The sequence below is a fragment of the Methylobacterium isbiliense genome (assembly GCF_022179325.1).
Classification (GTDB): Bacteria; Pseudomonadota; Alphaproteobacteria; order Rhizobiales; family Beijerinckiaceae; genus Methylobacterium; species Methylobacterium isbiliense.
Map to the genome: position 1 here is coordinate 1 of NZ_BPQQ01000073.1, position 24,954 is coordinate 24,954.

At 64.8% G+C, this 24,954-nt stretch carries 23 protein-coding genes and 1 pseudogene; 15 read left to right on the plus strand and 9 right to left on the minus strand.

Features of this window, described 5'->3' with window-relative positions; all coding sequences use genetic code 11:
• Positions 1 to 706: 706 nt before the first annotated feature.
• The 7 genes and pseudogenes from MFF61_RS26675 to arsH all read right to left on the minus strand — a co-directional run bounded on the left by MFF61_RS26675 (position 707) and on the right by arsH (position 5,912).
• Positions 707 to 1,198: a hypothetical protein gene (locus MFF61_RS26675; protein WP_238240729.1), complete on the minus strand. Its 492-nt coding sequence runs from the start codon at positions 1,196 to 1,198 to the stop codon at positions 707 to 709.
• Positions 1,192 to 1,986, minus strand: a pseudogene (locus tag MFF61_RS26680) (IS5 family transposase). Before MFF61_RS26680 ends, MFF61_RS26675 begins: the two are co-directional and overlap by 7 nt.
• A 115-nt stretch (positions 1,987 to 2,101) precedes the next feature.
• Complete coding sequence (locus MFF61_RS26685) at positions 2,102 to 2,551, minus strand: hypothetical protein (protein WP_238240730.1); 450 nt, start codon at positions 2,549 to 2,551, stop codon at positions 2,102 to 2,104.
• Between the two features lie 453 nt (positions 2,552 to 3,004).
• The gene (locus tag MFF61_RS26690) at positions 3,005 to 3,988 is read right to left on the minus strand and encodes an integrase (RefSeq protein WP_238240731.1); all 984 of its coding nucleotides are present in this window, start codon (positions 3,986 to 3,988) and stop codon (positions 3,005 to 3,007) included.
• Positions 3,989 to 4,245: 257 nt separating this feature from the next.
• Positions 4,246 to 4,734 (minus strand): DUF411 domain-containing protein, encoded by a 489-nt coding sequence (locus MFF61_RS26695; protein ID WP_373324805.1) that lies wholly within the window; start codon positions 4,732 to 4,734, stop codon positions 4,246 to 4,248.
• A 31-nt stretch (positions 4,735 to 4,765) separates the two neighbouring features.
• Positions 4,766 to 4,966 carry a hypothetical protein gene (locus tag MFF61_RS26700; RefSeq protein WP_238240733.1) on the minus strand — a complete coding sequence of 67 codons (201 nt, stop codon included), beginning with the start codon at positions 4,964 to 4,966 and terminating at the stop codon, positions 4,766 to 4,768.
• Positions 4,967 to 5,156: 190 nt separating this feature from the next.
• The gene (gene arsH / locus MFF61_RS26705; protein WP_283206039.1) at positions 5,157 to 5,912 is read right to left on the minus strand and encodes an arsenical resistance protein ArsH; all 756 of its coding nucleotides are present in this window, start codon (positions 5,910 to 5,912) and stop codon (positions 5,157 to 5,159) included.
• A gap of 50 nt (positions 5,913 to 5,962) precedes the next feature.
• Here arsH and MFF61_RS26710 point away from each other — a divergent pair, with 50 nt between their 5' ends.
• From MFF61_RS26710 to MFF61_RS26745, 8 genes are all read left to right on the plus strand, one after another.
• Complete coding sequence (locus MFF61_RS26710; protein WP_238240734.1) at positions 5,963 to 6,322, plus strand: ArsR/SmtB family transcription factor; 360 nt, start codon at positions 5,963 to 5,965, stop codon at positions 6,320 to 6,322.
• Positions 6,315 to 6,842 carry an arsenate reductase ArsC gene (locus MFF61_RS26715; protein WP_238240735.1) on the plus strand — a complete coding sequence of 176 codons (528 nt, stop codon included), beginning with the start codon at positions 6,315 to 6,317 and terminating at the stop codon, positions 6,840 to 6,842. The genes MFF61_RS26710 and MFF61_RS26715 overlap by 8 nt, the downstream gene beginning before the upstream one ends.
• Positions 6,842 to 7,267 carry an arsenate reductase (glutaredoxin) gene (arsC, locus tag MFF61_RS26720; protein ID WP_238240736.1) on the plus strand — a complete coding sequence of 142 codons (426 nt, stop codon included), beginning with the start codon at positions 6,842 to 6,844 and terminating at the stop codon, positions 7,265 to 7,267. The genes MFF61_RS26715 and arsC overlap by 1 nt, the downstream gene beginning before the upstream one ends.
• Positions 7,264 to 7,971, plus strand: a complete 708-nt coding sequence (locus MFF61_RS26725) for an aquaporin (protein ID WP_238240737.1) — start codon at positions 7,264 to 7,266, stop codon at positions 7,969 to 7,971. The genes arsC and MFF61_RS26725 overlap by 4 nt, the downstream gene beginning before the upstream one ends.
• 70 nt (positions 7,972 to 8,041) lie before the next feature.
• Positions 8,042 to 8,359, plus strand: a complete 318-nt coding sequence (locus tag MFF61_RS26730; protein WP_238240738.1) for an ArsR/SmtB family transcription factor — start codon at positions 8,042 to 8,044, stop codon at positions 8,357 to 8,359.
• Positions 8,360 to 8,406: 47 nt separating this feature from the next.
• Positions 8,407 to 9,840 (plus strand): FAD-dependent oxidoreductase, encoded by a 1,434-nt coding sequence (locus MFF61_RS26735; RefSeq protein WP_238240739.1) that lies wholly within the window; start codon positions 8,407 to 8,409, stop codon positions 9,838 to 9,840.
• Positions 9,837 to 11,018, plus strand: a complete 1,182-nt coding sequence (locus MFF61_RS26740; RefSeq protein WP_238240740.1) for an MFS transporter — start codon at positions 9,837 to 9,839, stop codon at positions 11,016 to 11,018. The genes MFF61_RS26735 and MFF61_RS26740 overlap by 4 nt, the downstream gene beginning before the upstream one ends.
• Before the next feature lie 711 nt (positions 11,019 to 11,729).
• Positions 11,730 to 11,963 (plus strand): hypothetical protein, encoded by a 234-nt coding sequence (locus tag MFF61_RS26745; RefSeq protein ID WP_238240741.1) that lies wholly within the window; start codon positions 11,730 to 11,732, stop codon positions 11,961 to 11,963.
• Between the two features lie 232 nt (positions 11,964 to 12,195).
• Here the strand turns inward: MFF61_RS26745 and MFF61_RS26750 are convergent, their stop codons facing one another.
• Positions 12,196 to 12,555 (minus strand): VOC family protein, encoded by a 360-nt coding sequence (locus tag MFF61_RS26750; protein WP_238240742.1) that lies wholly within the window; start codon positions 12,553 to 12,555, stop codon positions 12,196 to 12,198.
• 414 nt (positions 12,556 to 12,969) lie between these two features.
• On the opposite strand from MFF61_RS26750, the gene MFF61_RS26755 reads away from it, so the two are divergent.
• The 6 genes from MFF61_RS26755 (at position 12,970) to MFF61_RS26780 (ending at position 20,600) form a co-directional block, all read left to right on the plus strand.
• Complete coding sequence (locus MFF61_RS26755; RefSeq protein ID WP_238240743.1) at positions 12,970 to 13,539, plus strand: NUDIX domain-containing protein; 570 nt, start codon at positions 12,970 to 12,972, stop codon at positions 13,537 to 13,539.
• A gap of 423 nt (positions 13,540 to 13,962) precedes the next feature.
• Positions 13,963 to 15,351, plus strand: a complete 1,389-nt coding sequence (locus MFF61_RS26760) for an HD-GYP domain-containing protein (protein ID WP_238240744.1) — start codon at positions 13,963 to 13,965, stop codon at positions 15,349 to 15,351.
• Positions 15,352 to 15,548: 197 nt separating this feature from the next.
• Complete coding sequence (locus MFF61_RS26765; protein ID WP_238240745.1) at positions 15,549 to 15,701, plus strand: hypothetical protein; 153 nt, start codon at positions 15,549 to 15,551, stop codon at positions 15,699 to 15,701.
• Positions 15,702 to 15,869: 168 nt separating this feature from the next.
• Complete coding sequence (locus MFF61_RS26770; protein ID WP_238240746.1) at positions 15,870 to 16,367, plus strand: hypothetical protein; 498 nt, start codon at positions 15,870 to 15,872, stop codon at positions 16,365 to 16,367.
• Positions 16,367 to 18,013, plus strand: coding sequence for an ATP-binding protein (locus MFF61_RS26775; RefSeq protein WP_373324806.1), 1,647 nt, complete (start codon positions 16,367 to 16,369; stop codon positions 18,011 to 18,013). The genes MFF61_RS26770 and MFF61_RS26775 overlap by 1 nt, the downstream gene beginning before the upstream one ends.
• 562 nt (positions 18,014 to 18,575) lie before the next feature.
• Complete coding sequence (locus MFF61_RS26780) at positions 18,576 to 20,600, plus strand: ATP-binding protein (RefSeq protein WP_238240747.1); 2,025 nt, start codon at positions 18,576 to 18,578, stop codon at positions 20,598 to 20,600.
• Positions 20,601 to 20,764: 164 nt separating this feature from the next.
• Here MFF61_RS26780 and MFF61_RS26785 read toward each other — a convergent pair whose 3' ends face one another.
• Complete coding sequence (locus tag MFF61_RS26785; protein WP_238240748.1) at positions 20,765 to 20,956, minus strand: hypothetical protein; 192 nt, start codon at positions 20,954 to 20,956, stop codon at positions 20,765 to 20,767.
• A 1,223-nt stretch (positions 20,957 to 22,179) separates the two neighbouring features.
• On the opposite strand from MFF61_RS26785, the gene MFF61_RS26790 reads away from it, so the two are divergent.
• Positions 22,180 to 24,567 carry an EAL domain-containing protein gene (locus MFF61_RS26790; protein ID WP_238240749.1) on the plus strand — a complete coding sequence of 796 codons (2,388 nt, stop codon included), beginning with the start codon at positions 22,180 to 22,182 and terminating at the stop codon, positions 24,565 to 24,567.
• Positions 24,568 to 24,954: the final 387 nt, after the last annotated feature.

Below are 24,954 nucleotides of genomic sequence, written 5' to 3' on the forward strand. Positions count from 1 at the left end.
ATGAGCGGGCACGGCTCTAGCCACCTGCCCTGTGATCCGGGATGCCCCTTGGGATCGCCCAGGAGCGTCGCTGAGCGGCTTGGCGGTGTCGGGAGCTGTGAAGTAGCCGTTCGCGCAAACGCCGGCCGGCGGCCTTCGAGCGCGGCGCTACCGCCGGCTCGGATGTTCATGGGAGGGTGGGTCGGGAGGGAAGGATCCGTGTTGGGGTGGTCACGGACCCAGGGCTCACCCCCTCCGGCGAGCGCAGGATCCCCTAGGACATCGAGCGCACGCCCGTCGCTGAGCCGGAGCACGCCTGCACGCCGCCGGGCAACGTTGTGAGCGTTGCCGTCGGCTCTCGGGAGCGCGAAGCGCAACCGGGAGCAGTCCATGGCCGGGAGTATGGTCATTCACGGTTGTCGAGTTGTAAGGCGGAAGCCATTCATGCCGCGGACGAGCGGGCGGAGCCCGCGAGGCCGGAGGATCCAGTGAGATGGCCTACGCCTCCTCATCTTCTCCGTTCCTCTCTGTTCCAGCACCGGTCGTCCGGGCTGGCCGGGGAGCGAAGCGACCCGAAGCCAGCCCACGCGCGCAGCGCGTTAAGTAAACTGCTTAGTTAAACATACCTATTACTACTAGGGAAAAGCCCGCCACCCTCCGGCGATGAATTTCTGATCTGTGTCAGAGAGATAGAGAAACAGGGTCACGCGCCGGCGGCTTTGAAGGGTCACGCGGCCACGAACGAGCCCCACACCGCCGGCCGGGTCTCAAGCTTGGCCACAACCAGTCGACGCGATCGAGCCTGATGCTTGTTGCAGGTGCCAGGCTGGCCTTGTAGCTGGGCGAACAGGAGCCCGACTTCGGCATCGGTTGGGTGCCGGCCGAGATCGAGCTGCGCCAGCTGCATTGCTTTCCAGAAAAGCGTGATCTCGCTCTCCCGGCCGTATAGCTGCGCAAGCACGCTGTCACCCCGAACCATTCTTGTTGCTGCGGTGAGTCTTTTAAGGCGCTTTTCAGCCTCTATATCCACCTTCGCGCTCGGCAATGCGTTTTCTGCTGCACGTTTTGCTCGTCTCTTTTCGACAGCAGCCTGAGCGGTTCGCTGTTCGCTTAATGCCTGTTTTCTATCGTATTGTTCGACGTATAGTCGAACCGATGGATGCTTTGCTCCTCGGAGCAAATCGATTCTCTGCTTGAGAGGCTTTCTATTTTCTACCATCGTTGAGATCCTACGGCCTGTTGTGACTTGAGCCAGTCGAGTGCGGCGGCCAGGCTGAGGACACCGGCGAAGCTGGAAGCGGCCTTCTCGTAGCGGGTCGCGACAGCACGCCACTCCTTCAACCGAGCCCAGAGTCGCTCGACCCGGTGAAGGCTGTTGTTGATCCACGCTGGACAGGCGATGGGCGCCTCATGCGGCTGCGGCAGGATCGCAGGCCGTGCGCCCATGCCCCAGATCTGCTCGCGGGAGCGATGGCTGTGGAGCCCCGGTCGCCCACCGCCCACGTCGGCACGCCGGGCCGTTGATCGAGCAGCGGGATGGCCTGGAGTAGCTCATGCGCCTGTCCGGGCGCGATCCGGAGAGCGATGGCGCGACCAGCGCCATCGGTAATCACGCAAGCCTTGGTCCCATATCCGCCACGCGAGCGGCCAAGCGCCTCACGATGATCTCGCTCAGCTTGAGATCCCCCCTTCGCGCAGCCCCGGCCGCGTTTTGGTGAGCGCGCACGCTGGTGGCGGCGAGAAACACCATGCCGAGCTGCACGCCGCGTTCTTGCACAAGGCTGAGGAGCCGCTCCCAGACGCCGGCCCGCGCCCACCGGATGACGATCTGGGCGGCACGCCACCACGGTCCGAGTTCGGCTGCACAGCGCACCACTTGGCTCCATTCTGATGCTGCTAGAGAATGGCCGAGATGGTGAGGCGCAGATCCTAAGGCGGCGTCTTGCCCTTCGGCCGACATGCCTCAACGAGTGGCTCTAACTCGGCCCATTGCGCGTCCGACAGCATCGCTCCTCCTCGCTCAAGATAGGCGAAACGCTCACCGCATCAGGTGGTTCAAGCGATTGCAGGCCGTAGAAGGCACCCCATGTTCATCATCTTGGCATTAGTGATCTGAAATTAACTAACTTTTTTGCATAAGCACGCCCCTCTTCTTTGGTTTTTTCCTGCTCGAAGCCGCTCTAATGCGTGCCTCTGCTTGCTTCTCTATAGCCAACGACCAACTTTCGCGAGCCAATGCTCGAGCTGATTTTTCATTCCAGATGCGATGATACTGAGTTTTTCTCTTGAACTTGATAAAATCAGGCGTTGGAGCCGATTTCTCGATTTCCTGAAGCAACTTGACAATCATTCTCAATTTGACGCCAGATAGCTCGATCGAGAGGGAAATCAATAGAGACGATATATCTGGATGCGCGACATCTAAAATAATAGCATCATTTCGTAGCGTATTCACGTGAATGACGACTTCGTCAAGCACGCTCTGCAGTTTATTTAGCTTGTCTACAAGTTCTCGAGATCTGATCTCGTCGTTATCTAGCACGATATCCTCGGTCACATCAATTTCGATCATCCTTTCCTCAACTTCTGAAATCAACTCTGGCAGAGACTTATCATTTCCATTGCATGGCTCGATCATTAGAATGCCCATTCGTCATTGCTGCGGTTGTTAACTAGAGGCAGCTGATACGCTTGATAGTCCGCGCAGCTCAGCGTTTGAGCATGACGCCGATTAGAGTCACACCTGCACTCGATAGGCTCCGCTCTCCAAGGTTATGTCAGCGCCTTACAGTCCGAGATATGGGGGGTGTGAGCACAATGCGGGCGTTAGCAGTATGTTCCCGATTCCCGAAGAATTAAAAATTTCGGCAACCAGCTAGCCGCCTTTGGATGATCAATAATTACTGATCATAAATGTGCGGCAATCCGAATGAATTGTAGGTAAACATCTGCCTCTTCAGCCTGTTTAGTAGAGGTGATCAATCAAAATTGATGCGCCAGGAGCATGGCCAAAGGCATATATCAGCTAGCCCAGTTTGGCCGCGAGATCCGCTGCTCGGAGGTGCGTACAGCGCTGCAACATGCGCAGCTCCCTGTGTCCCGAGATCGTCGCGACCTCGGCGACGTTGAACCCCTTCTCGAACAAGCGCGAGACCGCCTCACGGCGGAGATCGTGCAGATGCAGATCCTCGAGCCCGACGCGACGCGTCAGGCGCTCCCAGGCGAGCCGCACCGCGTTTGGGGCCACCGAGAACACCATCGCGCTCTCGCCGGTCTGGAGGCCTCTCAGCGTCTCCACAGCGCGCGTCGAGAGCGGCACGTCGCGGGTGGTGCCGTTCTTCGTCATTGGCAGGTGCGCGACCCGCTGCTCGAGGTCAACATGCTCCCAGCGCAGTGACAGCAGCTCGCCGCGCCTCATGCCGGTCTCGATGGCGAGCACGATCAGCGGCCGGAGATAGCGCACGCGCCCAGCATCGGCTGCGGCAAGCAGAATCTGCTCTTCGTTACCCTCAAGCCGGCGCGTGCGGCCTCGCGGTAGGGCAGGGCGCCTAACGAGCTTGCACGGGTTCTGGGCGAGGTGGACGCCCCACTCACGCCGTGCCGTGTCGATCGCATGGCTGATCGTGTTCAACTCCCGGACGACGGTCGCGGGCGCGACGGCCTTGAGCCGCTCGTCTCGGTAAGCGGCGAGGTCTGCGGTCGAGAGTAGGGCGAGGGTCCGGAAGCAGATCGGTCGGCGCAGGATGGCGGTGATGCGCGAGATCTCCGAGACCGAGCTGCGCTTCCCGGGCGAGATCTCGTCGCGGTATCGCGTGAGGATCTGAGCGAGGGTCGTCTTCTCTGCCGGACGGGTGTCAGGAAGCGTGCCCGATCGGTCGAGCTCGGACTCGAGATTGCGCGCCCAGCGCTCGGCCTCAGCCTTGGTGTCGAAGCTCTTCGCGCGCGGTGCAAGGCCTTTGCGGCGCACGGCTGCCTGCCAGCGCCCGCGGAGTTTTCTGATTGTCGCCATCGCTTACTCTCTGTCCTCCAGAAGGCCTGCATCGAAGGACCCCGCTGAAGGACCTGCAAGGACTTTTCCTGCCTGTCAGTGAAGTGCTGTTCTCGACCGATCTAACCTGGCGCACACCGGCGCTATACGATCGTTTTGAATTGCGACGCCCGCTTCCGGCTCAATCCGCCGCACCGTCGTGATGTGCGACGGAGCAGTTCAGCGCCCCATGGACCGCCTGGGCTCAACGTCGCTCTGATCGGCCTACACGGCCAGGATCACAGCAATGTCGCTCCTCGGTAGCGAGCGAAGGTGCGCTGACCGGTCGGGCCGAACAGCACTACGTCGTAGGTGTCCGGCTCCGTGCCAGGAACTTCCATGCCCGGCGAGCCGACTGGCATGCCTGGCACAGCAAGACCGACGGCGGCAGGCTTCTCGGCCAGCAGCCGCACGATCGTGTCGGCCGGCACGTGGCCCTCGACCACGTAGCCGGCGACCTGCGCCGTGTGACAGGACGCCAGCTCGCGCGGAACACCTAGCTTGGCCTTCAGCGGCGCGACCGGGCCGGTGGTGATCTCGACCGGGAAGCCGGTGGCCCTTAGGTGTGCCACCCAGGCCTCGCAACACTCGCAGTTCGAGTCCTTGGTGACCGCCACCGTTGGCAGACGACTTTCAGGGGCGGCGCGGAGGGGAGCGGCAGCGGCCAGCATCAGGCTGCTCAATCCGCCCAGGACACCGCGGCGAGTTGTTGCGCATCGAGGGCTCATCGCAGGCGTTCCTAGCGAAGGAAAGAAGGCGTCAGCTCCGGCGGCTCATGTTGCCGGACATGCCCTCACAGCAGCAGCCGCCCTTCTTGCCTCGCATACCGGCGTGGTTCATCGCCATACTTCCCTTACCGCACATCATCTTGCCCTTACCGCCGCTGCAGCAGCTCATGGCCAGGGACGGGGCGGCGCTCAGCAGCATCAGAACAGTTGAGGTGGCGATCAACGTCTTCATGGCGTCCTCCTACGGGCGGGCAAACTGTCCTGCAATTGATGTGGTTCACTGGTGATGATTGTCAGGGGTGGTGAGCATGCGCGGCTTGGTCGTGGTGCTCATGTCCGTCATAGCCGGCGTGCCAGCCGCAACGGCCTTCGGCCACCTCAATCGACCGTTTTGAATTGTGAAGGGTCGATCGAGGGCACGCTCACCGCTTCACGAAGCCGATGTCGGCGGCTACGACCTTGAACCTGTCCGGCTCGCGCTCCTTCCTCTCGCTGTAGCGGTCGACGAGGTAGTCGGCCCGCTCGCGGGTCAGGAGCGTGAACTTCATCACCTCCTCGCAGACGTCGACCACGCGGTCGTAGAGCGGTCCCGGCTTCATGCGGCCGGCGTCATTAAACTCCTTGTAGGCCATCGGCACCGAGGACTGATTCGGGATCGTGATCATCCGCATCCAGCGCCCGAGGATGCGCAACGAGTTCACCGCGTTGAAGCTTTGCGAGCCGCCGGACACCTGCATGACGGCTAAAGTGCGCCCCTGCGTCGGCCGCACGGAGCCCTCGCTCAGGGGCAGCCAGTCGATCTGGCTTTTCATCACACCCGTGAGATTGCCGTGCCGCTCTGGCGACACCCATACATGCCCCTCAGACCAGAGCGAGAGGCTGCGTAGCTCCTGCACCTTCGGATGGTCGGCCGTCGTGTCGTCGGGCAGCGGCAGCCCGTCCGCGTGGAAGATCCGCACCTCGCCGCCCATCGCTTCGAGCAGGCGCGCGGCCTCATAGGCCAGGAAACGGCTGAATGAGCGCTCGCGCAGCGAGCCGTAGAGGATCAGGAAGCGCGGGTCGTGGGTGAACGGCTGCGCCACCTGCAGCTGCTCGCTGGCCGGCGCCACAAAGTGCGCCTCGCTCAGGTTCGGGAAGCCATCACGGGCCGAGGGGGAAGAAGATAGGGGCTTGTCCACGAGCGCACTTTTATCTACGTTTCAACAAACGTTGATACATTGGCGCATTCATGGACGAACGACAAGCCCTCGCGGCCTTCGCGGCCCTCGGTCAGGAACACCGCCTGCGCGCAGTGCAGGCTCTGGTCACCGCCGGCCCGGACGGCCTTGCGGCTGGCGTGCTGGCGGACACCATCGGCATCGCTGGCAACACCCTCTCCTTCCACCTGAAGGAGCTTTCCCACGCCGGGTTGATCGCGTCCCGGCGCGACGGCAAGTCGGTGATCTACAGCGCCGCCTACACAGGCCTGTCCGACCTGGTCCAGTTCCTGATGCGCGACTGCTGCCAGGGCCACCCGGAAGTGTGCACCCCTGCCGTCGCCGCGCTCGCCGCCTGCGCTTGCCCCACCGGAGACACCGCCCATGCCTGATCGCGTCTACAACGTGCTGTTCCTCTGCACCGGCAACTCGGCCCGTTCGATCCTGGCGGAAGCCATGCTCAACAAGGACGGGCAGGGGCGCTTCCGGGCGTTTTCCGCCGGCAGCCGGCCCAAGGGCCAGCCCCATCCACTCGCCCTACAGGCGCTCGAGGAAAGCGACTACCCCACGGCCGGCCTGCGCTCGAAGTCCTGGGACGAGTTCGCCAGGCCGGACGCCCCGGTGATGGATTTCGTGTTCACGGTCTGTGACAACGCGGCCGGCGAGGCCTGCCCCTACTGGCCGGGCCAGCCGGTCACCGCGCATTGGGGCATTGAGGATCCCGCCGCGATTGAGGGCCTGGACTACGTGAAGGCGGCGGCCTTCCGCCAGGCGCAGCGTTACCTCAAGAACCGCATCGCGGCGTTCATCGCCCTGCCGATCGCCAGCCTGGACGAGTTCGCGCTGACCGCGAAGGTCCGCGAGATTGGCCAGCAGGAAGGGGCTACGTCGCCCCGGCCGGAGGTCGCGTGATGGACGTCATCATCTACCACAATCCAGCCTGCGGCACCTCGCGCAACACCCTGGCGATGATCCTCAACGCCGGCATCGAGCCGCACGTCATCGATTATCTCAAGACGCCGCCCACGCGGGCGCTGCTCACGCAGCTGCTCGCCCGCGCGGGCCTGAGCGTTCGGGACGTGCTGCGCGAGAAGGGCACGCCCTACGCCGAACTCGGCCTCGGTGATCCGGCCTTCACGAACGAGCAGCTCCTCGACGCGATTGAGGCGCATCCGATCCTGCTGAACCGGCCGCTGGTGGTGAGCCCGAAGGGCGTGCGTCTGTGCCGGCCCTCCGAGGCCGTCCTGGACCTGCTGCCGGAACAGCAGGGCGAGTTCATCAAGGAGGACGGCGAGCGCGTTATCGACGAGCACGGCCGGCGGGTTGCCAGCGCATGACCACGTCCTCCTCGATCGGCCAGCGGGTCGCCGGCGAAGCCCTCGGCACCGGGTTCCTTGTGGCCACGGTCGTGGGCTCCGGCATCATGGCCGAGCGCCTTGCCGGCGGGAACGTGGCGATCGCGCTCCTCGGCAACACGATCCCGACAGGGGCCATCCTGGTCGTGCTGATCCTGGCGCTCGGCCCGATTTCTGGCGCGCACTTCAACCCGGCAGTCTCGCTCGTCATGGGCCTGACGCGCGCCCTCTCGTGGCGCGACGCCTGGATCTACGTGCTGGCCCAGGTCGTGGGGGGCTGCCTGGGCACGCTCGCGGCGCACGGCATGTTCGATCTGCCGCTCTTCCAGCTCGCGGGGAAGCTGCGCACCGGGCCGGCGCAATGGTTCGCGGAGTTCGTCGCCACGTTCGGCCTGCTGATGACGATCCTGTCCGTGGCGCGCTTTCGGATCGAGGCCGTCCCCGTCGCGGTCGGCCTCTACATCACGGCCGCCTACTGGTTCACAGCCTCGACCTCGTTCGCGAACCCGGCGGTGACGATCGCCCGCGCCCTGACGGACACTTTCGCAGGGATCGCGCCGAACCACGTCTTGCCCTTCATCGTGGCGCAGCTCGCCGGCGCGCTCGTGGGCATGGTCGTCATACACTGGCTCCTGACCGGGCGAGCGGCTGCTCGACCCGAAGCGACACTCGCGCACGAGCGATGACGAACCACGTATTTCGAGGATCATCGAACGACGTCTTGACTCGCGGTGCCCGTCGGGTCAGCTTACTTCGATGAACGTCGAACAAGCCGCCAAGCAGCTCGAGGCCCTCGGCAACCCGACCCGCCTGCAGGTCTACCGCGCGCTCGTGCGCGCCGGGCACGCTGGCCTGCCGGTGCGCCAACTGCAGGAGCGCGTCGGCATCGCCGCGGCGTCAACGCTCTCACACCATTTGCGCCGGCTGATCCTGACCGGCCTGGTCTCGCAGGAACGCCAAGCAACCACGCTGATCTGTCGGGCGGTCTATCCGGCGATGGATGCCTTGGTCGGCTTCCTGGCGGACGAGTGCTGCGCCGACGCCGGATGCACTACTCGCAACGACGCAGCCTGATTCTGTTGCCTCTTAATTCGGTAATTCCGGAAGCAACGGAGGAGACCATGAGCCAGAGCACTGCTTCACTGCCGGTCGCGGTGATCGGCGCCGGCCCGGTTGGCTTGGCGGCTGCCGCCCACTTGGTCGCGCATGATCTGCCCGTGACGGTCTATGAGAGCGGTGACACGATCGCCGCCAACGTGCGCGCCTGGGGGCACGTGCAGCTGTTCTCACCCTGGGAGTTCAACATCGATCCGGCGGCGCGGGCGCTCCTGGAGGCGCAGGGCTGGCAAGCACCGCCCGAGAAGGGCTATCCGACCGGGTATGAGCTGGTGGACCGCTACCTGGCTCCGCTCGCCGCAACGCCTGCGCTGGCATCTGTGATCGCAACGGGCGAACGGGTCGTGGCGCTCGGCCGCCTCGGCGTCGACAAGGTCGGCAGCCGTGGCCGTGAGAACAGGCCCTTCGTGCTCACGGTTCGGGAGAAGGATGGGCGCACCCGGCGCGACCTGGCCCGCGCGGTGATCGACGTCTCCGGCACTTGGTCGACGCCCAATCCGCTGGGGGCGAGCGGTCTGCCAGCTGAAGGCGAGGTCGCCTTGGCGAACCGGATCGTCACCGGCATTCCGGACGTCCTGGGTCGCGATCGAGACACCTACGCCGGACAGACCACGCTGGTCGTTGGTGCCGGCCACTCAGCCGCCAACGTGCTCCTCGAGCTCGCGCAGCTGGCCGATGATGTCGAGGGCACCAGCCTGCTCTGGGCCACCCGCGGCACGGACCTGTCTCGCGTCTACGGCGGCGGGGCGGCTGACCAGTTGGCCGCGCGCGGTGATCTTGGTCTTCGCCTCCAGGCGCTGGTCGAGAGTGGCCGGGTGCGCCTGGCGCCGGGGTTCGCGGTCACGGCAGTGCGCAGGGAGGATGTGGGTCTCTTGGTCGAGGGTGAGACGGCGTGCGGATCGCGCACTCTCGGCCCGGTCGACCGCATCGTGACCGCTACAGGGCAGCGGCCGGACCTGTCTCTGACGCGCGAGCTGCGCCTGGAGCTCGATCCCTGGCTGGAGAGCGTGCGCGCGCTCGGCCCGCTGATCGACCCGAACCTGCACTCCTGCGGCTCGGTCCCGCCGCACGGTCACCGAGAGCTGGCACACCCGGAGCCGGGCTTCTACACCGCCGGGATCAAGAGCTACGGGCGGGCCCCGACCTTCCTGATGATGACCGGCTACGAGCAGGTCCGCTCGATCGCAGCAGCCCTGGCCGGAGATCTGGTCGCGGCTGATGCCGTGCAGCTGGTCCTCCCCGAGACCGGCGTCTGCTCGACCTCACGCGGCGCCGAGAGCGGCTCAGGCGGGTGCTGCGGCGGTCCGGCACCGTCCGGGGTCGATGCCTGCTGCGCCGACGACGCGACGGCGAAGGCTACGACCGTCACGGGCTGTGGTTGTTCTCCGACGCTTGCCCCGGAGGCGAAGACGTCGTCCTGCTGCGGCCGAGCGGCATGAGAGACCGTCCCCAGCTGACGGTCATCAGCGCTCTGGGCGTGGTGCAGATCCTGACCTGGGGGACCTCCTACTACCTGCTGACCGTGCTCGCCCCACCGATCGCGGCCGACACGGGCTGGCCGCTGCCGTGGATCGTCGGCAGCTTGTCGGCCGGCCTGCTCGTCTCCGGGTTGGTCTCCCCTCGGGTCGGGCGCGCGATTGGGCACTACGGAGGCCGGCCGGTCCTCGCGCTTGCTACCGTCGTCCTGGCGCTCGGGCTCGTGGTGATCGGTCTCGCGCCGGCGCTGCAGGTGTTCTTCCTCGGTTGGCTGGTGCTCGGCGCCGGCATGGGAGCCGGGCTCTACGACGCCGCCTTCGCCACGCTCGGCCGCCTCTACGGCGCTAGCGCTCGACCAGCGATCACCACGCTAACCCTCTGGGGCGGCTTCGCCAGCACGGTCTGTTGGCCGCTCTCGGCCTTCCTGGTCGAGCACCTGGGCTGGCGCGGCACCTGCGTCGCCTACGCCGGCCTGCTGCTGGTCGTGGCTCTGCCGCTGGTCCTGCTCGTTCTCCCTGACTCACCGCCGCTGCCGACGTCCGATCTCGGGTCTAGCTCAGTCGGACCTGAACCACTCACGGGGCGTGAGCGTCGGGCGTTCCTGCTCCTCGCCGGCATCCTGACCTTGGGCGGAGCCACGACGGCGATCGTCTCCGTGCACCTGCTGAACCTGCTTCAGGCGCAGGGCGCGTCTCTCGCGGCCGCGGTCTCGCTCGGCGCGCTGGTTGGACCGTCGCAGGTCGCCGCACGCGTGATCGAGATGGCCAACAAGGGCCGGCACCATCCAATCTGGACGCTGTCAGCAGCGATGGGCCTGATCGCACTGGGGCTCGTGCTCCTGTGGGCCGGGTTCCCGATCCTCGCCGTCGCGCTGGTGCTCTACGGGGCGGGCAACGGCATCTACTCGATCGCGCGGGGCACCCTGCCGCTCGCCCTGTTCGGGCCGGTGCGCTACGCGCCGCTGCTCGGCCGGCTGGCGCTGCCGAACCTCGTCGCCCAGGCTCTCGCCCCGTCGCTGGGTGCCGTCGTCCTCGCTGAGGGAGGGGCACACGTCACGCTCACCGTGCTGGCCGGCTTGGCAGTGATCAACCTGCTACTCGTGGGCGCTCTATGGCGAGAGCGGCGAGCTGCACCTGCTTGAGAGCAGCGCGAGTTCTGGCTTACGCGCATTCGCGCTTGCGCGAAACGCTCAAGAGCTCGTAGGACAGCGCGGCTTTCTGCCCGGTGGGTTACAGCAGGCAGCGGCGCGAAGGGCGCCAGTAGAGCTCCTACGCTTCCCTGTAGGCATCCAGCTCGCCAAGGACAGGGTCCGGATCTTCGTGAGCACAGAAGACATAGCCCACGTGGGGTGCGATCTGAGCTAGCACTTCGATGTCCGGGCTGGTCGGCTCGCCGCATTCACCTGGGACAGCAGCACTGCGTCGCCGAGGAGGCGCGGACCGCCAAGTAGTCCGGCGAGCGAACTTCTGTGTATGTCGCAGGTTAATCCCAAGACGGATCGGGCACGTCACTGCTGCCACGCTGAGCGCGCCCGACCCGCCGGTGACGTTCGGCCGAGTGAGGGGCGAGCCCGACAGGCCGAGGTGACGGTCCGGGAATGCGCGGCACGGCAGTGTGTTCCCGGACTACCTCATGCGCCCGACAGCAGAGCGCCCGGCAGGGGATGGGACCTCACCGGGCGCCTGGTCTTACGGAGAACCAATACTCGACTGCACGCGGTCAACACCGGCCGGGTCCGCGTGTTCCCGGCAGAGCGGCTTCATGGTTCCGGCTCATCGTGATGGACGCGGCTGAGGAGCACCGGGTCTGGAGCCTCGTTATCCCATGTAATAGGCGCGTCCAGGCTTCCCTGATGCCAAACATCGATCGCGAGCGGGAGCACCTAGCCAAGGCAGATCGCGACATCGCCGAGGGTGCGCAGCGCATCAACGAACTGGTCGTCCGCATACAAGCAGGCACGGCTGCCGGGCACGACACGACAGAGGCCAAGCGGCTCCTCGAGTTAATGCGCGAGACGCTTGAGCAGTGGCAGGTGCACCGGGAACTGATCCTCGACGCCATCGCCCGGCACGAGCGAGGTGAGTGATCAATCAACGCTGCAGGATCAGCCCGGTGGACTAGGCACGCTACAAGGTGAAGGCGGCTCGGCTCCCGGCGACACACAGTTTTGGGTGAGCACGGGTGACCGCAGAACGGGCTAGCGCCCGGGGTGCAGCAGGAGCCGGCTCAGACGGGTTCTCCAGCGGTGAACCAATTGGCAGCCCTGCAGGCGGACCGAGGAGCAAATATTTACTCAATGCTGGGGTGTTATATATTGGCTACGTGCCGCGTCGACACTGCATCTCAATCTTCATGCCTTCGGGACCATAGACGACGAATTGAATAATATCGGTATCGACAAGTTCGGACTCGGTAAACGAGTAGCCGAGCCGTTGCAGTTCGGCGCGCTTCGCGTCGGGATCGCCACATGGGCCGAACGCTATGTGGTCGACCCATCCCAGGCCTCGCTCTTGGCTCTTGAGCCAAGTGTGGATGACCGCACGGCCGTCGAGATACAGCCAGTCGCCGGGCACCTTGAACGATGGCCGCCATCCAACCTCGACGCCCAGCAGCTGCACGAGAAAATCGCGCGCCGCGGCGAGGTCGTAGACGTGAATGTTGACGTGATCGAGCTGCAACGAGCGCCCCTCTTTTGTAAAGAGGCAAGCACGCTGAACCAGGTAGCGTCAAGCCCTATGCCAAGAGGAGTAGGCTAGAATTAGGGCAGGGTGCCAATAAAGGGATTTGTCGCATGTTTAAGTCCATCAGCGGCGAATCTTCAATTTTCAAGCTGGCGGATCTCAACGGTGCGCCGCCTGACCCTAACGGATCTCGTCTCGCAAGTGCGCCAAGCAGCCACGCTGATCTCGGAGCCATCTCTACAGCGATAGATGCCTTGATCACCCCCTTGGCGGGCGAGTGCTGGGCCGGTGCCGGCTGCGCCGGCACGCACGGATAGGTGCGCAACATTCCGCTGCCTTTGCCGGTTCTGTCGCGGAGCAGGCCCGCAGCCGCGCTCTCGCCGCAAACGGATCATTGAGCCGGAGGTCGATGTGAACGCCAAGATCCTGGACGTCCGCTTCGTGCACGAGGGCTGGAGCCGGTTTGGGATCGCGAAGGTCCGGCTTGCCGACGGCTCGGAGGTCGATCGAGAGCTTGAGGATCACGGCAACTCGGTCGGCGTGCTGCCCTACGATCCCGACCGGCGTGTGGCTGCGCTCGTGCGGGAACTGCGCGTGCCAGCCCTCTACGTCGAAGGTGCACAAACGCAGTTGGAAGCGCCTGCCGGCCTAATCGAAGAGGGCGCACCTGAGGAGAACGCCCGGCGCGAGGTGCTGGAGGAAGTGGGGCTTCGGCTGCACGAGTTGGAGCCGGTTGGGACAACCTACTCGTGTGCCGGCATCTCGACGGAACGGATCCACCTCTTCCTCGCTGCCTATCGGAGTGAGGATCGAACTAGCGGGGGAGGGGGAGCAGAGGGAGAGCACGAGAACATCAAAGTCGTGGAGATGGCACTGGACGATCTGGCCGGCATGATGGATCGCGGCGGGCTGACCGACCTGAAGACGCTGACTTTGGCACTTGCTCTTCGCGCAAGGCACCCCGACCTATTCAGGAGGTGAGACCCGGGCTTGTGGTTCGTAGGAGAGAAGGGTCCTCGCCGGGGTTGGTGCAAACTCAGGAAGCACCCTCTCCTTGGCGGACAATTCTACATGATAATTCGCAGCACCACCGGCCGTCGGAGGGGTAACTGCCGCGGATCGGCGGCATATTGCTAAACAACTTTGTTGTGCGTCTGCGTGCAGGTTGCTCTCTAATTCGCCTCAGAAGCTCCGTGGACCTTCTCCGGGGTTGATGTCCGTGCCGTTTTCGCCGGCGATCGTTCACCCAGTCCTCTCCTAGGCGTGAGCGGACTGGGCGCGCTGTGCCTCATCGTCGCCGGTCCACTAAGGTCTTTAACCACCAATCCAACTTCATTGTTGTTATTAGTGATCTCGTTGGGCAGAGGTGTCAGGCTGCAAGTGTTCCTTTTCAGCAGGCCGAAGATGTCGCCTGATCTCGTCACGCACAGGCAGGCGCCGCAGAGCGGCATCAGGCTCTCGGAGCTACTCGGCGCATTGAGTCACGCGCTCGATCTGACCGAGGGTCAGCCAGCGGGGCACTGCGTGCGGGCGACCTGGATCGGCATGCAGGTCGGCCGGCACTTGGGGCTGTCGGAGCCGCAGCTTTGGGAACTATATTATACCGTGATGCTTAAAGATCTTGGCTGTTCCAGCAATGCGGCGAGAATCTGCGAGCTCTACTTGTCCGATGATCTCGGCTTCAAGCGCGACTTCAAGACGGTGAGCGACAGCCTACCAAAGGTGTTGGGCTTCGTGTTCTCCCATACGGGGCTTAAGGCAGGCCTAGCCGAGCGCTTCAAAGCGATCCTCAATATCCTTCAGAATGGTGGCGAGATCGTCGACGACCTAATACAGACGCGTTGCCAGCGAGGGGCCGAGATCGCCGCACGCCTCCGCTTCCCGCTTGCAATCTGCGATGCCATCCACGCCCTAGACGAGCACTGGAACGGCAAAGGCCGACCGGACCGTCGCGCCGGAGCGGCGATTCCGCTCTACGCACGGGTCGCGCTCCTGGCGCAAGTCGTGGACGTGTTCCACACCAGCGCCGGACCCGAGGCCGCCCTGGCGGAGGCTCGGCACCGCGCCGGGACGTGGTTCGATCCGGAGGTGGTCGAGTGCCTGGAGCGTGCGACCCGAGAGCCAGGCTTCTGGGAGATGCTCGCGTCCGAGACGATCGGCGAGAAGGTCGCCGCGCTTGAGCCAGCGCGTGGCACGATCGTGGTCGACGACGACTACCTCGACGACATCGCCCGAGCCTTCGCGCAGGTGATCGACGCGAAGAGCCCCTTCACCTCTGGGCATTCCGAGCGCGTCGCGGTCTACGCGGACATGATCGCCGCCGAACTCGGCTACAGCGCCGAGCGGCGACGCTGGCTGAGACGGGCCGCCCTCCTGCACGACATCGGCAAGCTCGGCGTATCGAATACGATCCTCGACAAGAACGGCAAGCTCGACGAGGCCGAGTGGCGCGATATGCGCAACCACGCCGCACTGTCCGAGAGCATCCTGGCGCGGGTGGCCGCATTCCGGGAGATGGCGCGCATCGGCGGTGCCCATCACGAGCGACTGGATGGGACAGGCTACCCTCGCGGGCTCCGCAGGCACGAGATCGAGCCAGAGACGCGCATCGTATCGGTCGCCGATGTCTTTGACGCTTTGACGGCGAACCGGCCTTACCGCGCGGCGATGCCAATCCCGCAGGCCCTCGCGCTCATGCGCCGGGATCTCGACAAGGCCTTCGACGAGGTAGCCTTCGCGGCCCTCGAACGAGCAATCGACGCGCTTGAGGGCCGCATGCCTCAGGCTGCATGAGCCGGGGAGAGCGGCACTTTGGCAGGGATGGAAGCGCGCCACTGGTGTGTGCGGTGTTCCGCATTTGCAGGGCCGCATGCGGCCCAGCAGGATCGCGTGCCATGCGTAGCGGACGTCGGTCCGCGCACTTGATGGGACGAGGCGCATTAAACGGTGCCAAGGGGGTGCAAGAGGCGGTCGCGTGGCGTCTGAAGTCGTTGCCAGCGTCAGCGACGCCCTACTGGCTCGCTTATGTCGACCTCGCCTCCCACGCGTGGCTCGGGCAGCCGGACGATGCACGGGCTGCCGTGGATGCGCTCCTGAAGCTCAAGCCGCGCTACATGGTCAGCCACTCGCAGTGCGAGGGCTAGTCGGACGACCCCGTCTTCATTTGGGAGTATTAGCGGATCGTAGAGGGTCTGCGAAGGACGGGTCTGCCCGAGACTTAGGCGGCCTCCCGCATACTGGAACCACGCAGAGGTATGCGCGTTATCGGCCACGCTCGTGGGACGGTCCTGATCGATCTCGGCGGAAGTGCGATGGCGATGCGTCTCGTGCAGCCAAATGTCCTGTGGCCCCTGCGCTTGATCGTAGCGCCCAGCGTCATTGGGCCGATGCTCATTTTGGGTTACGCGGTCTGGTCGGCCCATCACGCGATCGAGCAGAAGTCGAACGAGCGTATAGAGCGGGCCCTCGACATCCTTCAGGAGCACAGCCTCAAGGCGCTCCAGACCGTGGAGCGCACGCTCGCCGAGGCGAACGAGGTGCTGCGCGGGCTCGACGACGCCGCCATCCGGGCGGACGAGGCGCAGCTGTCGCGGCGCCTGGGGCGGACGCAGGCCGCCCTGCCGCAGATCCAGGCGATCTGGGCGTTCGACGCGGCGGGACACCCCTCGTCGCCAGCACCGTCGCACCCGTGCCGGCGGGCCTCGACAACTCGGACCGCGACTATTTCCAGGCGCAGGTGGCGCACGATGCCGGCACCTTCATCGGCGACATCGTGCAAGCCAAGCTCGGCGGCTTCCGCTTCTTCGTGATGAGCTCGCGGCGACCGGAGCGGCCCGGCGGCGGCTTCAACGGAATCGTGGCGATCAGCGTGCTCCCCGGGCACTTTCGCGAGTTCTATGGCCGCCTGTCGCACGGGGTCGCGGATTCCTTCGGCTTGGTCCGCAGCGACGGAGCCTTCCTCGCCCGCTTCCCGGCCGTCCTGGACCGGCCCGAGCGGCTCGATGCCCGGAGCGCCTTCCTGCAGGCGCTGGTGCACGAGCCCGTGCGCGGCGCCTTCACGGCGGTCTCACAGGTCGATGGCATCGAGCGGCGGATCGGCTACCGGCGCGTTCCGGGTTATCCAGTCTACGTCCAGGCCGGCATCGAGACCGCCACGATGGGCCGAGAGCTGCGCAGCACGCTGATTGGCCACCTCGCGTTCGGGTTGCCCGCGACGCTCGCGCTCGGCGCCCTCTCCATCTACGCGCTGCGCCGCACGGAACGCTTTCAGGCGGAAGTGGCCCGCCGCGAGGTCGCCGAGGCGACGCTCAAGCAGGCGCAGCGGCTGGAGGCGGTGGGCCGGCTCACGGGCGGCGTTGCGCACGACTTCAACAACCTGCTCATGGTGGTGAGCGGCAACGTCGAGCGCCTGAAGCGCTATCCGGTCGCCGACGAGCGCCAGCGGCGCGCCCTCGATGCGATCGAGGCGGCGGCCAAGCGCGGCGCCAGCCTGACCGGGCAGCTCCTCTCCTTCTCCCGCCGCCAGACCCATGCGCCGGTGCCGGTGGATCTCGTCCGGCGCCTGCCCCAGTTCCAGGACATGCTGCGGTCGAGCCTGCGCGGCGACATCGCGGTCGATCTCGTCCTCGCCCCAGACCTCTGGCCGACCAAGGTCGACCTCACCGAACTCGAACTCGCGATCCTCAACCTCGCGGTGAATGCCCGCGACGCGATGCCGGGTGGCGGGCGGCTCACCCTCGCGGCGCAGAACGTGACGCTCGCGGACGACGGCACGGTCGGGCTCACGGGCGAGTTCGTGGCGCTGAGCCTCACCGATACAGGTAACGGGATCCCGCCCGACCTGCTGGCACGGGTCTTCGAGCCGTTCTTCACCACCAAGGAGGTCGGCAAGGGCACGGGGCTGGGCCTCAGCCAGGTCTACGGCTTCGCCACGCAATCCGGCGGCACCGCCACGGTCGCGAGCCAGCCGGGTCGCGGCACGACGGTGACGCTCTACCTGCCGCGAACGACGGAGCCCATTCAGCCCGCGTCGGACAACCGGCAGCAGGCGGAGGTAGTGCGGCGTAGGAAAGATCTCGGGCGCATCCTTCTCGTCGATGGCAATGTCGATGTGGCCGAGATCACCAGATCGTATCTGGAAGAGTTCGGATACTCCGTTGTCAAAGCTCATCGCGTTGAGACTGCCCTCGAGATTTTACGCGCCTCGAACGATATCAGCATCGTTCTCAGTGACATCGTGATGCCGGGACAGCAGAACGGTTTGGACTTGGCACGCTATGTGCGAAAAGAATACGCTGGCCGCGTCAACGTCCTGCTTGCCACTGGCTACAGCGACGTGGCGCAAGCCGCGGCCTCAGAGGGGTTTCCTATCTTGCGCAAACCTTTCAACAGTCAGCAGATGGAAGACGCCTTGGACCGAGCGCGACCGCACGTCGTCTTGAGAGTTGTCAGCTGATACTGCACCTCTCCTGGCATGTTCGCAGATGGGAACAGCAATTCGCTCCGTTTTATTCTAGCAAAGGCCCTTCTGCAAAGCTTGCAGATTGAAGCGGCGTCCAAGGTATCCCAGAGAGGAGGAAGCCGCAGGGGGCCGGCCGCGCGCTCCTCAATGCACGTCGATCGCAAGGCGGTTCAGGTGAGGTCCCGCTCCCGCATTCCGCGCAGCTGACCGCCGTCCGGGCAAGAGGCGCATCCACCAGCCTCTTCTATTTGACGACGACTTTTTTTTCGCAGACGCGGTGTGGAAGGTTTCCGATAGCTAGTCCTGAACTGCGATGCACGAACGGTGTTGGGTTGGCAGCACCCACAAGGTTGCCATACTACGGGTGGGTATAGACGCGAATCGCTACCGTGACGTCAGTCTCGATGGTCCTCTTGCCCGAAAAATCCTCAGCAGGCCACGATGGGCGACCACGCATCGGCAAGCGGTATGATGCAAGCCGCACTTCGCTTCCTGATACAACGCGTTCGATTCGTCACGCGCCCGGGTTGTGCAGACACACGGAGTTCGAAGCCAAATGAGTAGGCCCGTGCCTTCTCAGCATGCCGCGCACGACTTCGTAGCCGACATTCTGGCCATCGAGAAAATCGAAGCCGTGCCCACCATCTTGGAGGTGGTCTGCCGCACGACGGGCATGGGCTTCGCGGCTGTCGCTCGCGTGACGGAGGACCGCTGGGTCGCTTGCCAGGTTCGCGACGGCATCGCATTTGGATTGCGGCCCGGCGGTGAGTTGGATGTTATGACAACCATCTGCCGCGAGATCCGACGCGACGGAGCGGCTGTCGTCATCGACAACGTCGCTAAAGACGGAGCCTATTGCAGCCATCCGACTCCGGCCCTGTATGGCTTCCAGAGCTACATCTCAGTGCCTATCGTGCTGCCGACGCGCACTTTCTGGGGCACCCTCTGTGCGATCGATCCGAGGCCGGCTCGCCTGAACACACCCGAGATCGTCGGCACGTTCAAGGCATTCGCAGACCTCATCGCGTTCCACCTCGACGCCCAGCAGCGCGTGAGCGCCAGCACCGCCGAGCGTGAGCGGCTGTGGCAGCTCTCCCAGGATCTGCTCGTCATCGTCACCGCTGAAGGCACACTGCAGGCCGTCAACGCAGCATGGTCGAGGATCCTCGGCTGGGAGGAGCACGAGCTTGTAGGCAGAAGCCTTGCCGACTTTGTGGATCCTGATGACGTTGGTGAGTTGTCCGCCATCCGCACCAGCATCGTCGAGCAGCCATTGGTAAGACCTCGCGAGCTGCGGGTGCGGCACAAGGACGGCAGCTTTCGCTGGATCGCGTGGACGGGCGCTTTCGAGGAGGGAAGAATCTTCGCCAATGGGCGCGACATCACCGCTCATCGCGAGCAGGCGCATGCCCTCAGTCGGACTGAAGAGGCGCTGCGCCAGTCGCAGAAGCTGGAGGCGATAGGCCAGCTCACGGGGGGCGTGGCGCATGACTTCAACAACCTGCTGACCATTATCCGTTCATCGGTCGAGTTCCTCCAACGCCCCGACCTGCCGGAGAAGCGCCGCCAGCGCTACATGGATGCAGTCTCAGACACGGTGGAACGTGCTTCCAAGCTGACCCGTCAGCTTCTGGCCTACGCGCGTCAGCAGGCTCTCAATCCGGAGGTGTTCGAGGTCGGCACCTGCCTGCGTGCGGTGGGCGAGCTACTCGATCCGATCATGGGCGCGCGCATCCGTGTCTCAACGGAGGTGCCTGACAGCCCTTGCTACGTGCGGGCAGACCTCAGTCAGTTCGAGACAGCACTCGTCAACATAGCGGTGAACGCCCGTGATGCCATGGAAGGTGAAGGCACGCTGACGCTGCGACTTGCCTGCATCGAGGGTAAGCCGCCGATCCGGCAACACGCGGGCTCTGCTGGCCGCTTCGCGGCAGTGTCTATGACCGACACAGGTTCGGGCATAGATCCGAGCCTAATTGCGAGTATCTTCGAACCCTTCTTCACGACAAAGGAGATCGGCCGCGGCACAGGTCTGGGTCTATCGCAGGTTTTCGGCTTCGCCAAGCAGTCGGGTGGCGATGTGGATGTTGTAAGCGTGCTTGGTCAAGGCACGACCTTCACGCTCTATCTCCCCGAAGTTGCTGGCGAGATCCCTCAGCAGACGGAGGATGAACCCGCCGTCTTGGTGGATGGCGCCGGATTGCGGGTGCTCGTCGTGGAGGACAATCTGGAGGTGGGCCGCTTCGCGACGCAAATCCTGGAAGATCTCGGCTATGCCACGACCTGGGCTCACAATGCTGCCGAGGCGCTGACGGCACTCAGCAAGGACGGGACACCGTTCGATGCGGTTTTCTCGGACGTGGTGATGCCGGGCATGAACGGCGTCGAGCTCGCTCGTGAGATTCGGCGCCGCCACCCCCGCTTGCCGATCGTGTTGACGAGCGGCTACAGCTCGGCTTTGGCGCAGGATAGCTCGCATGGCTTCGAACTGCTGCAGAAGCCCTACTCGGTTGAGGCGCTCTCTCGCATCCTTCGTCAGGTAATACGCAAAAAGAAGCGCAGGCGCACCTCAGTAGATTGAGAGATGTGATTCAGCAAATGCTCGCACCAGGCACTAGTTCCTCAAAGAAACTGTTTGCAAAACGACAGGCGGCATTGTTAACTGTCTGAGCATAGCTTGAAGTGTGGACCTTCTGCGCCTGCCGGCGCGACACTACTCCGGAAACCGACACAGCCGCCAGCGACTCACCTGCGGTCCCTGAGGGGCCTGTAGATCGGCACGGGGAGCAGCTCGATGGAGAGCTCGATGATGCGCGCGAGGGCTTCGAGATTCCGGTTTCGACACTCTCGGCCGATGGTGTCGAGCACGACCTTGCGCTCGAGGAGAGCGGTAGTCCGCCTCGTGGCGAGGGTGAGCAGATCGTCGGTCGGCTTCATGGCCCGCAGAATGACCGCGCTGACCTGCTCGCCGCATTCACGTGGGCGAACACGACCGCTTTACCAACCGAGACAGTTGAAAAGTGAAAATTCGGCCCTCTCAAATGTGCATTACGTGAACTTTTAGCAACCGCGCCCCTCGCTGAGGATCGCCGGATTGAGCGGCAACGGCACGAACTTCAACTTCTGCACCGAGGGGGGACGTGACGCGGTCCTTTGGGGACAAAGGTTTAAGGCTAAGGGGAAGGGTCGGATTTCTGCGGATCGCGCGATGAGGATGAGGCGGCGTCCAGGAGAGGCATGATAGGCGAAAGCCGCAAGCGGCCGATCTACGGCTGAAGCGAGCCGGGAGGGAAGGACCCATGCCGGAGTAAGTGAGGACACAGGACCCACTGCTCCCATGCAGAGCAAATCCACCTAGGACTTCGCCTCCGTCCTGGACGTCATGGGCCTGCTCGGAAAAAACGAGAGCCGGATGTGCCCCGATTGCACCGGCAAGCTGCGGAAGTCACGACTCGCGTGTTCCGCCATTGGGCAACCTATTGATCTTGCTGTGTGAGGCTGCGGCGCTGGATGGGTGGGTCCTCCGCCTTCGGAGGGCAACGCTCTATCCAGCTGAGCTACGGGTGCCAGCCGCGGGCATTCACTAGCGCATGACGCGGCGGGGCGCAACGGCACGGCGGACATTGAATCCGCTCAAGGAGATCCGAGCGAGCCCTCCGGTGGCAGAGGTCACACGGTCGAATCGTGTCGGGTGCGCCGGGGAGGGGAGGCGGGGACCCCCGGTGCGGACGGAGTGAGATGCCGCGGTCGCTCGCGTGCCGCTTGCGGCTGTGATGATCGTGAATCCGTGCGGGTGAGCGTCACGGGAGTTCGCCCGTGCCAGGGTGCGGGAGAGCATGACCGGCATCTCGCGCACACCATGCCGGGCCAGTCGCTTGCGCAGTAGGAGCCTCCGGCGGACCATCCCGTTCGGGTGGGCAACACCGATCAGCCGTCAATGGCGCACGCGCTCGGCCGGCTGGCGCTGTCGAAACGTGTCGGTCAGGCCTGCGTCCTGGCTCCGAGCAGGGTCATGTTCACTGGAATTCCTGTCAAGTCCGAAAATTTAACTGCTGATTATCCAATCCTAAGCAATCCCCTAGCCTGACTAATGTTTCGTTAGCATTGAAAATCCTAAGACTGTTGGCACAAGATCACCCTCGTCTGATTGGCTGGACGCTATGCTCAAAGTCATTGGTTGCTTGGTCAGCGAGCATGATCCCTGGCTGGTCGCCCTCGCTGCAGCCATCTGCACGCTGTCTGCGAGCACCGCCATCGAGCTGCTGCGCCATGCGCGGAAGGCTGTGAGATCGCTGCGCGCAGTCTGGCTCTGCGTGGCAGCCGTGGCCGGCGGCTCGGGCATCTGGGCAACTCACTTCGTCGCCATGCTGGCCTTCGAGCCGCACCTTCCGAGCGGCTATGCCAGTGGTCTGACAACTCTCTCCCTCGTCTATGCGGTCGTCCTGACCGGCATCGGCCTGACGGTCGCGCTCGTGAGAACCGTCCCGTTCGCTTCCGCAGCCGGCGGTGCGATCCTGGGCGGCGGCATCGCCGCCATGCACTACACCGGTATGGCGGCCTTTGAGATCGCTGGCCGGATCCACTGGGATCCGGTGCTCGTGGCCGCCTCGCTCGTCCTCGGGGCCGTGCTCGGCAGTGCTGCGCTCCCCGTGGCGCTGAGCCGACAGAGCTTCCGCACCAGGGCGGCGGGTGCTCTGCTGCTGCTCGGTGCCATCTGCAGCCATCACTTCACGGCGATGGGCGCGGTGACGATCGTGCCCGATCCGAGCATCGTTGTCTCCGAGAGCGCCATCCCGGCGCGCTGGCTCGCCGTGGGTGTCGCGCTGGCGAGCGTCACCATTCTGCTGCTGGCCTGCGCGGCGCTCGCCCTCGACATCCGCGATCGCCGCCACGCCGCGTTCGAGCGCGAGCGCCTGCACAGCCTTGCCAATGCGGCGGTCGAAGGCCTCATCGTCTGCCGGGGTGACATGATCGTCAACGCCAACGAGAGCTTCGGCAAGCTCGTCGATGTCGTCGCGTCCGAGCTGCTCAATTGCGACCTGTCGCGTTTCCTGCCCGAGGCGGGAACGCGCCTCGCCCTGGCCAGCCATCCGGAACAGCCGGTCGAGGCGGAGTTGCGCCAAGCGGGAGGCGACACGATCCCGGTTGAGCTGATCATGCGGCCCGTGACCTACGGCAACCAGCCCCATTATGCGATCGCCGTGCGCGATCTGCGGGCCCGGCGTCGGGCCGAGGGGCAGATCCAGTTCCTCGCCCATCATGACGCGCTTACCGGTCTGGCGAACCGCACGAGCTTCAACCAACGCCTCGAGCAAGAGATCAAGCTGGCCGAGGCGTCCGGCCGCAAGCTCGCGGTGCTCTGTCTCGATCTCGACCGGTTCAAGGAGGTCAACGACCTGTTCGGCCATGCGGCCGGCGACACCATGCTGGTCACCGTGGCCCAAACCGTGTCGGAGATCCTCGACGAGACGCAGATGATGGCGCGGCTTGGCGGCGACGAGTTCGCCATCCTGATGCCCTGCGAACACGGCGTCGCGGCAGGGCGCTTTGCCGAACACGTCCTGGAGGCGCTGCGCCGCGGGAACGCGGACGCAACTGGCCCGGTCGTGGCATCCAGTGTGGGCATCGCGATCTATCCTGACGACGCGCAGGAGCGGGCCGCGCTCCTGAGCTACGCCGACACCGCCCTCTACCGTGCCAAGTCCGAGGGGCGCGGCACCTACCGCTTCTTCGAAGCCAAGATGGGTGCCCAGGTGCGCGAGCGACGGCTGCTGGAGCACGACATGCGCCACGCGATCGCGCGGGGCGAGATGTACCTCGTCTACCAGCCGCAGACGGATGTCGCGACAGGGGCGGTGACCGGCTTCGAGGTGCTGCTGCGGTGGCGGCACCCCGAACGTGGCTCCGTCTCGCCCGCCGTGTTCATCCCGATCGCCGAGGAGAGCGGCATCATCCTGCAGATCGGCGAGTGGGTGCTGCGCGAGGCGTGCCGGGAAGCCGCCAGCTGGCCCAACCCGCTATCCGTGGCGGTCAACGTGTCGGCGGTTCAGATCCTGACCCCGCACTTCGTGCAGCTCGTCCACGAGGTTCTGTTCCAGACGGGACTGAAGTCCGAGCGGCTCGAGGTGGAGATCACCGAGACGGCGCTGATCCGGGACCCCTCGCGGGCTCAATCGAACCTGCGCCAGCTCAAGGCACTCGGCGTGCGCATCGCCATGGACGATTTCGGCACCGGCTACTCGTCCTTGTCGAACCTGCGCACCTACCCCTTCGACAAGATCAAGATCGACAGCTCCTTCATCCGGGCGGTGGACGCGAACGACCAGACGGCCGCCATCGTGCGTTCCGTGCTCGGCCTGGGTCGCGGTCTCGGCCTTCCGGTCTTGGCGGAAGGCGTGGAGAGCGAGGAAGAGCTGCGCTTTCTCGCCAGCGAGCAGTGCCAAGCCGCACAGGGCTATCTCATGGGGCGTCCGGGCGCGATCGGCCTGTTCTCGCAGCACACGCACGGCCGGAAGGATGAGCGCGACACGTCGGAGATGGCCGCATAGGTCGCCAGTCGCGGTCTCTACCGCGCCCGGTGCCTGGCCCTGCTCGAGCAGGCTTCGATCAGATTGAGGCGTGAAGCCTGCTCTAGGTCCTTGATTTACCGCATTCTCTGCGACGAACCGGCATCCACTTCGTCGGACAATGCTCTCGTCGTCGACACGCCCGGGCCGCACCGCAACGGGATCATCCGGGCGGGCTCCTGCGATCACTCCGAGCTGGTGCTGACGAGCGGCTCTCGGACCTCATCCGGCAGGCTCTGGACGGGCGCTGACGACACGGCTCGTACGGTCGGGCGATGTCGGGTGCGCCGGGGAGGGGGCCTGCGCACCGGAGCCGACCATCGGGATACCCCCTGACAGCAGGGGCTTGCGCCCTACAACCCCCGCAAG

Excerpts from the sequence above, each read along its gene's own strand:
- MFF61_RS26675 (WP_238240729.1), bottom strand. The coding sequence starts at position 1,198 with ATGGTAGAAAATAGAAAGCCTCTCAAGCAGAGAATCGATTTGCTCCGA.
- MFF61_RS26685 (WP_238240730.1), bottom strand. The coding sequence starts at position 2,551 with ATGATCGAAATTGATGTGACCGAGGATATCGTGCTAGATAACGACGAG.
- MFF61_RS26690 (WP_238240731.1), bottom strand. The coding sequence starts at position 3,988 with ATGGCGACAATCAGAAAACTCCGCGGGCGCTGGCAGGCAGCCGTGCGC.
- MFF61_RS26695 (WP_373324805.1), bottom strand. The coding sequence starts at position 4,734 with ATGAGCCCTCGATGCGCAACAACTCGCCGCGGTGTCCTGGGCGGATTG.
- MFF61_RS26700 (WP_238240733.1), bottom strand. The coding sequence starts at position 4,966 with ATGAAGACGTTGATCGCCACCTCAACTGTTCTGATGCTGCTGAGCGCC.
- MFF61_RS26710 (WP_238240734.1), top strand. The coding sequence starts at position 5,963 with ATGGACGAACGACAAGCCCTCGCGGCCTTCGCGGCCCTCGGTCAGGAA.
- MFF61_RS26715 (WP_238240735.1), top strand. The coding sequence starts at position 6,315 with ATGCCTGATCGCGTCTACAACGTGCTGTTCCTCTGCACCGGCAACTCG.
- arsC (WP_238240736.1), top strand. The coding sequence starts at position 6,842 with ATGGACGTCATCATCTACCACAATCCAGCCTGCGGCACCTCGCGCAAC.
- MFF61_RS26725 (WP_238240737.1), top strand. The coding sequence starts at position 7,264 with ATGACCACGTCCTCCTCGATCGGCCAGCGGGTCGCCGGCGAAGCCCTC.
- MFF61_RS26730 (WP_238240738.1), top strand. The coding sequence starts at position 8,042 with ATGAACGTCGAACAAGCCGCCAAGCAGCTCGAGGCCCTCGGCAACCCG.
- MFF61_RS26735 (WP_238240739.1), top strand. The coding sequence starts at position 8,407 with ATGAGCCAGAGCACTGCTTCACTGCCGGTCGCGGTGATCGGCGCCGGC.
- MFF61_RS26740 (WP_238240740.1), top strand. The coding sequence starts at position 9,837 with ATGAGAGACCGTCCCCAGCTGACGGTCATCAGCGCTCTGGGCGTGGTG.
- MFF61_RS26745 (WP_238240741.1), top strand. The coding sequence starts at position 11,730 with ATGCCAAACATCGATCGCGAGCGGGAGCACCTAGCCAAGGCAGATCGC.
- MFF61_RS26760 (WP_238240744.1), top strand. The coding sequence starts at position 13,963 with ATGTCGCCTGATCTCGTCACGCACAGGCAGGCGCCGCAGAGCGGCATC.
- MFF61_RS26770 (WP_238240746.1), top strand. The coding sequence starts at position 15,870 with ATGGCGATGCGTCTCGTGCAGCCAAATGTCCTGTGGCCCCTGCGCTTG.
- MFF61_RS26775 (WP_373324806.1), top strand. The coding sequence starts at position 16,367 with ATGAGCTCGCGGCGACCGGAGCGGCCCGGCGGCGGCTTCAACGGAATC.
- MFF61_RS26780 (WP_238240747.1), top strand. The coding sequence starts at position 18,576 with ATGAGTAGGCCCGTGCCTTCTCAGCATGCCGCGCACGACTTCGTAGCC.
- MFF61_RS26785 (WP_238240748.1), bottom strand. The coding sequence starts at position 20,956 with ATGAAGCCGACCGACGATCTGCTCACCCTCGCCACGAGGCGGACTACC.
- MFF61_RS26790 (WP_238240749.1), top strand. The coding sequence starts at position 22,180 with ATGCTCAAAGTCATTGGTTGCTTGGTCAGCGAGCATGATCCCTGGCTG.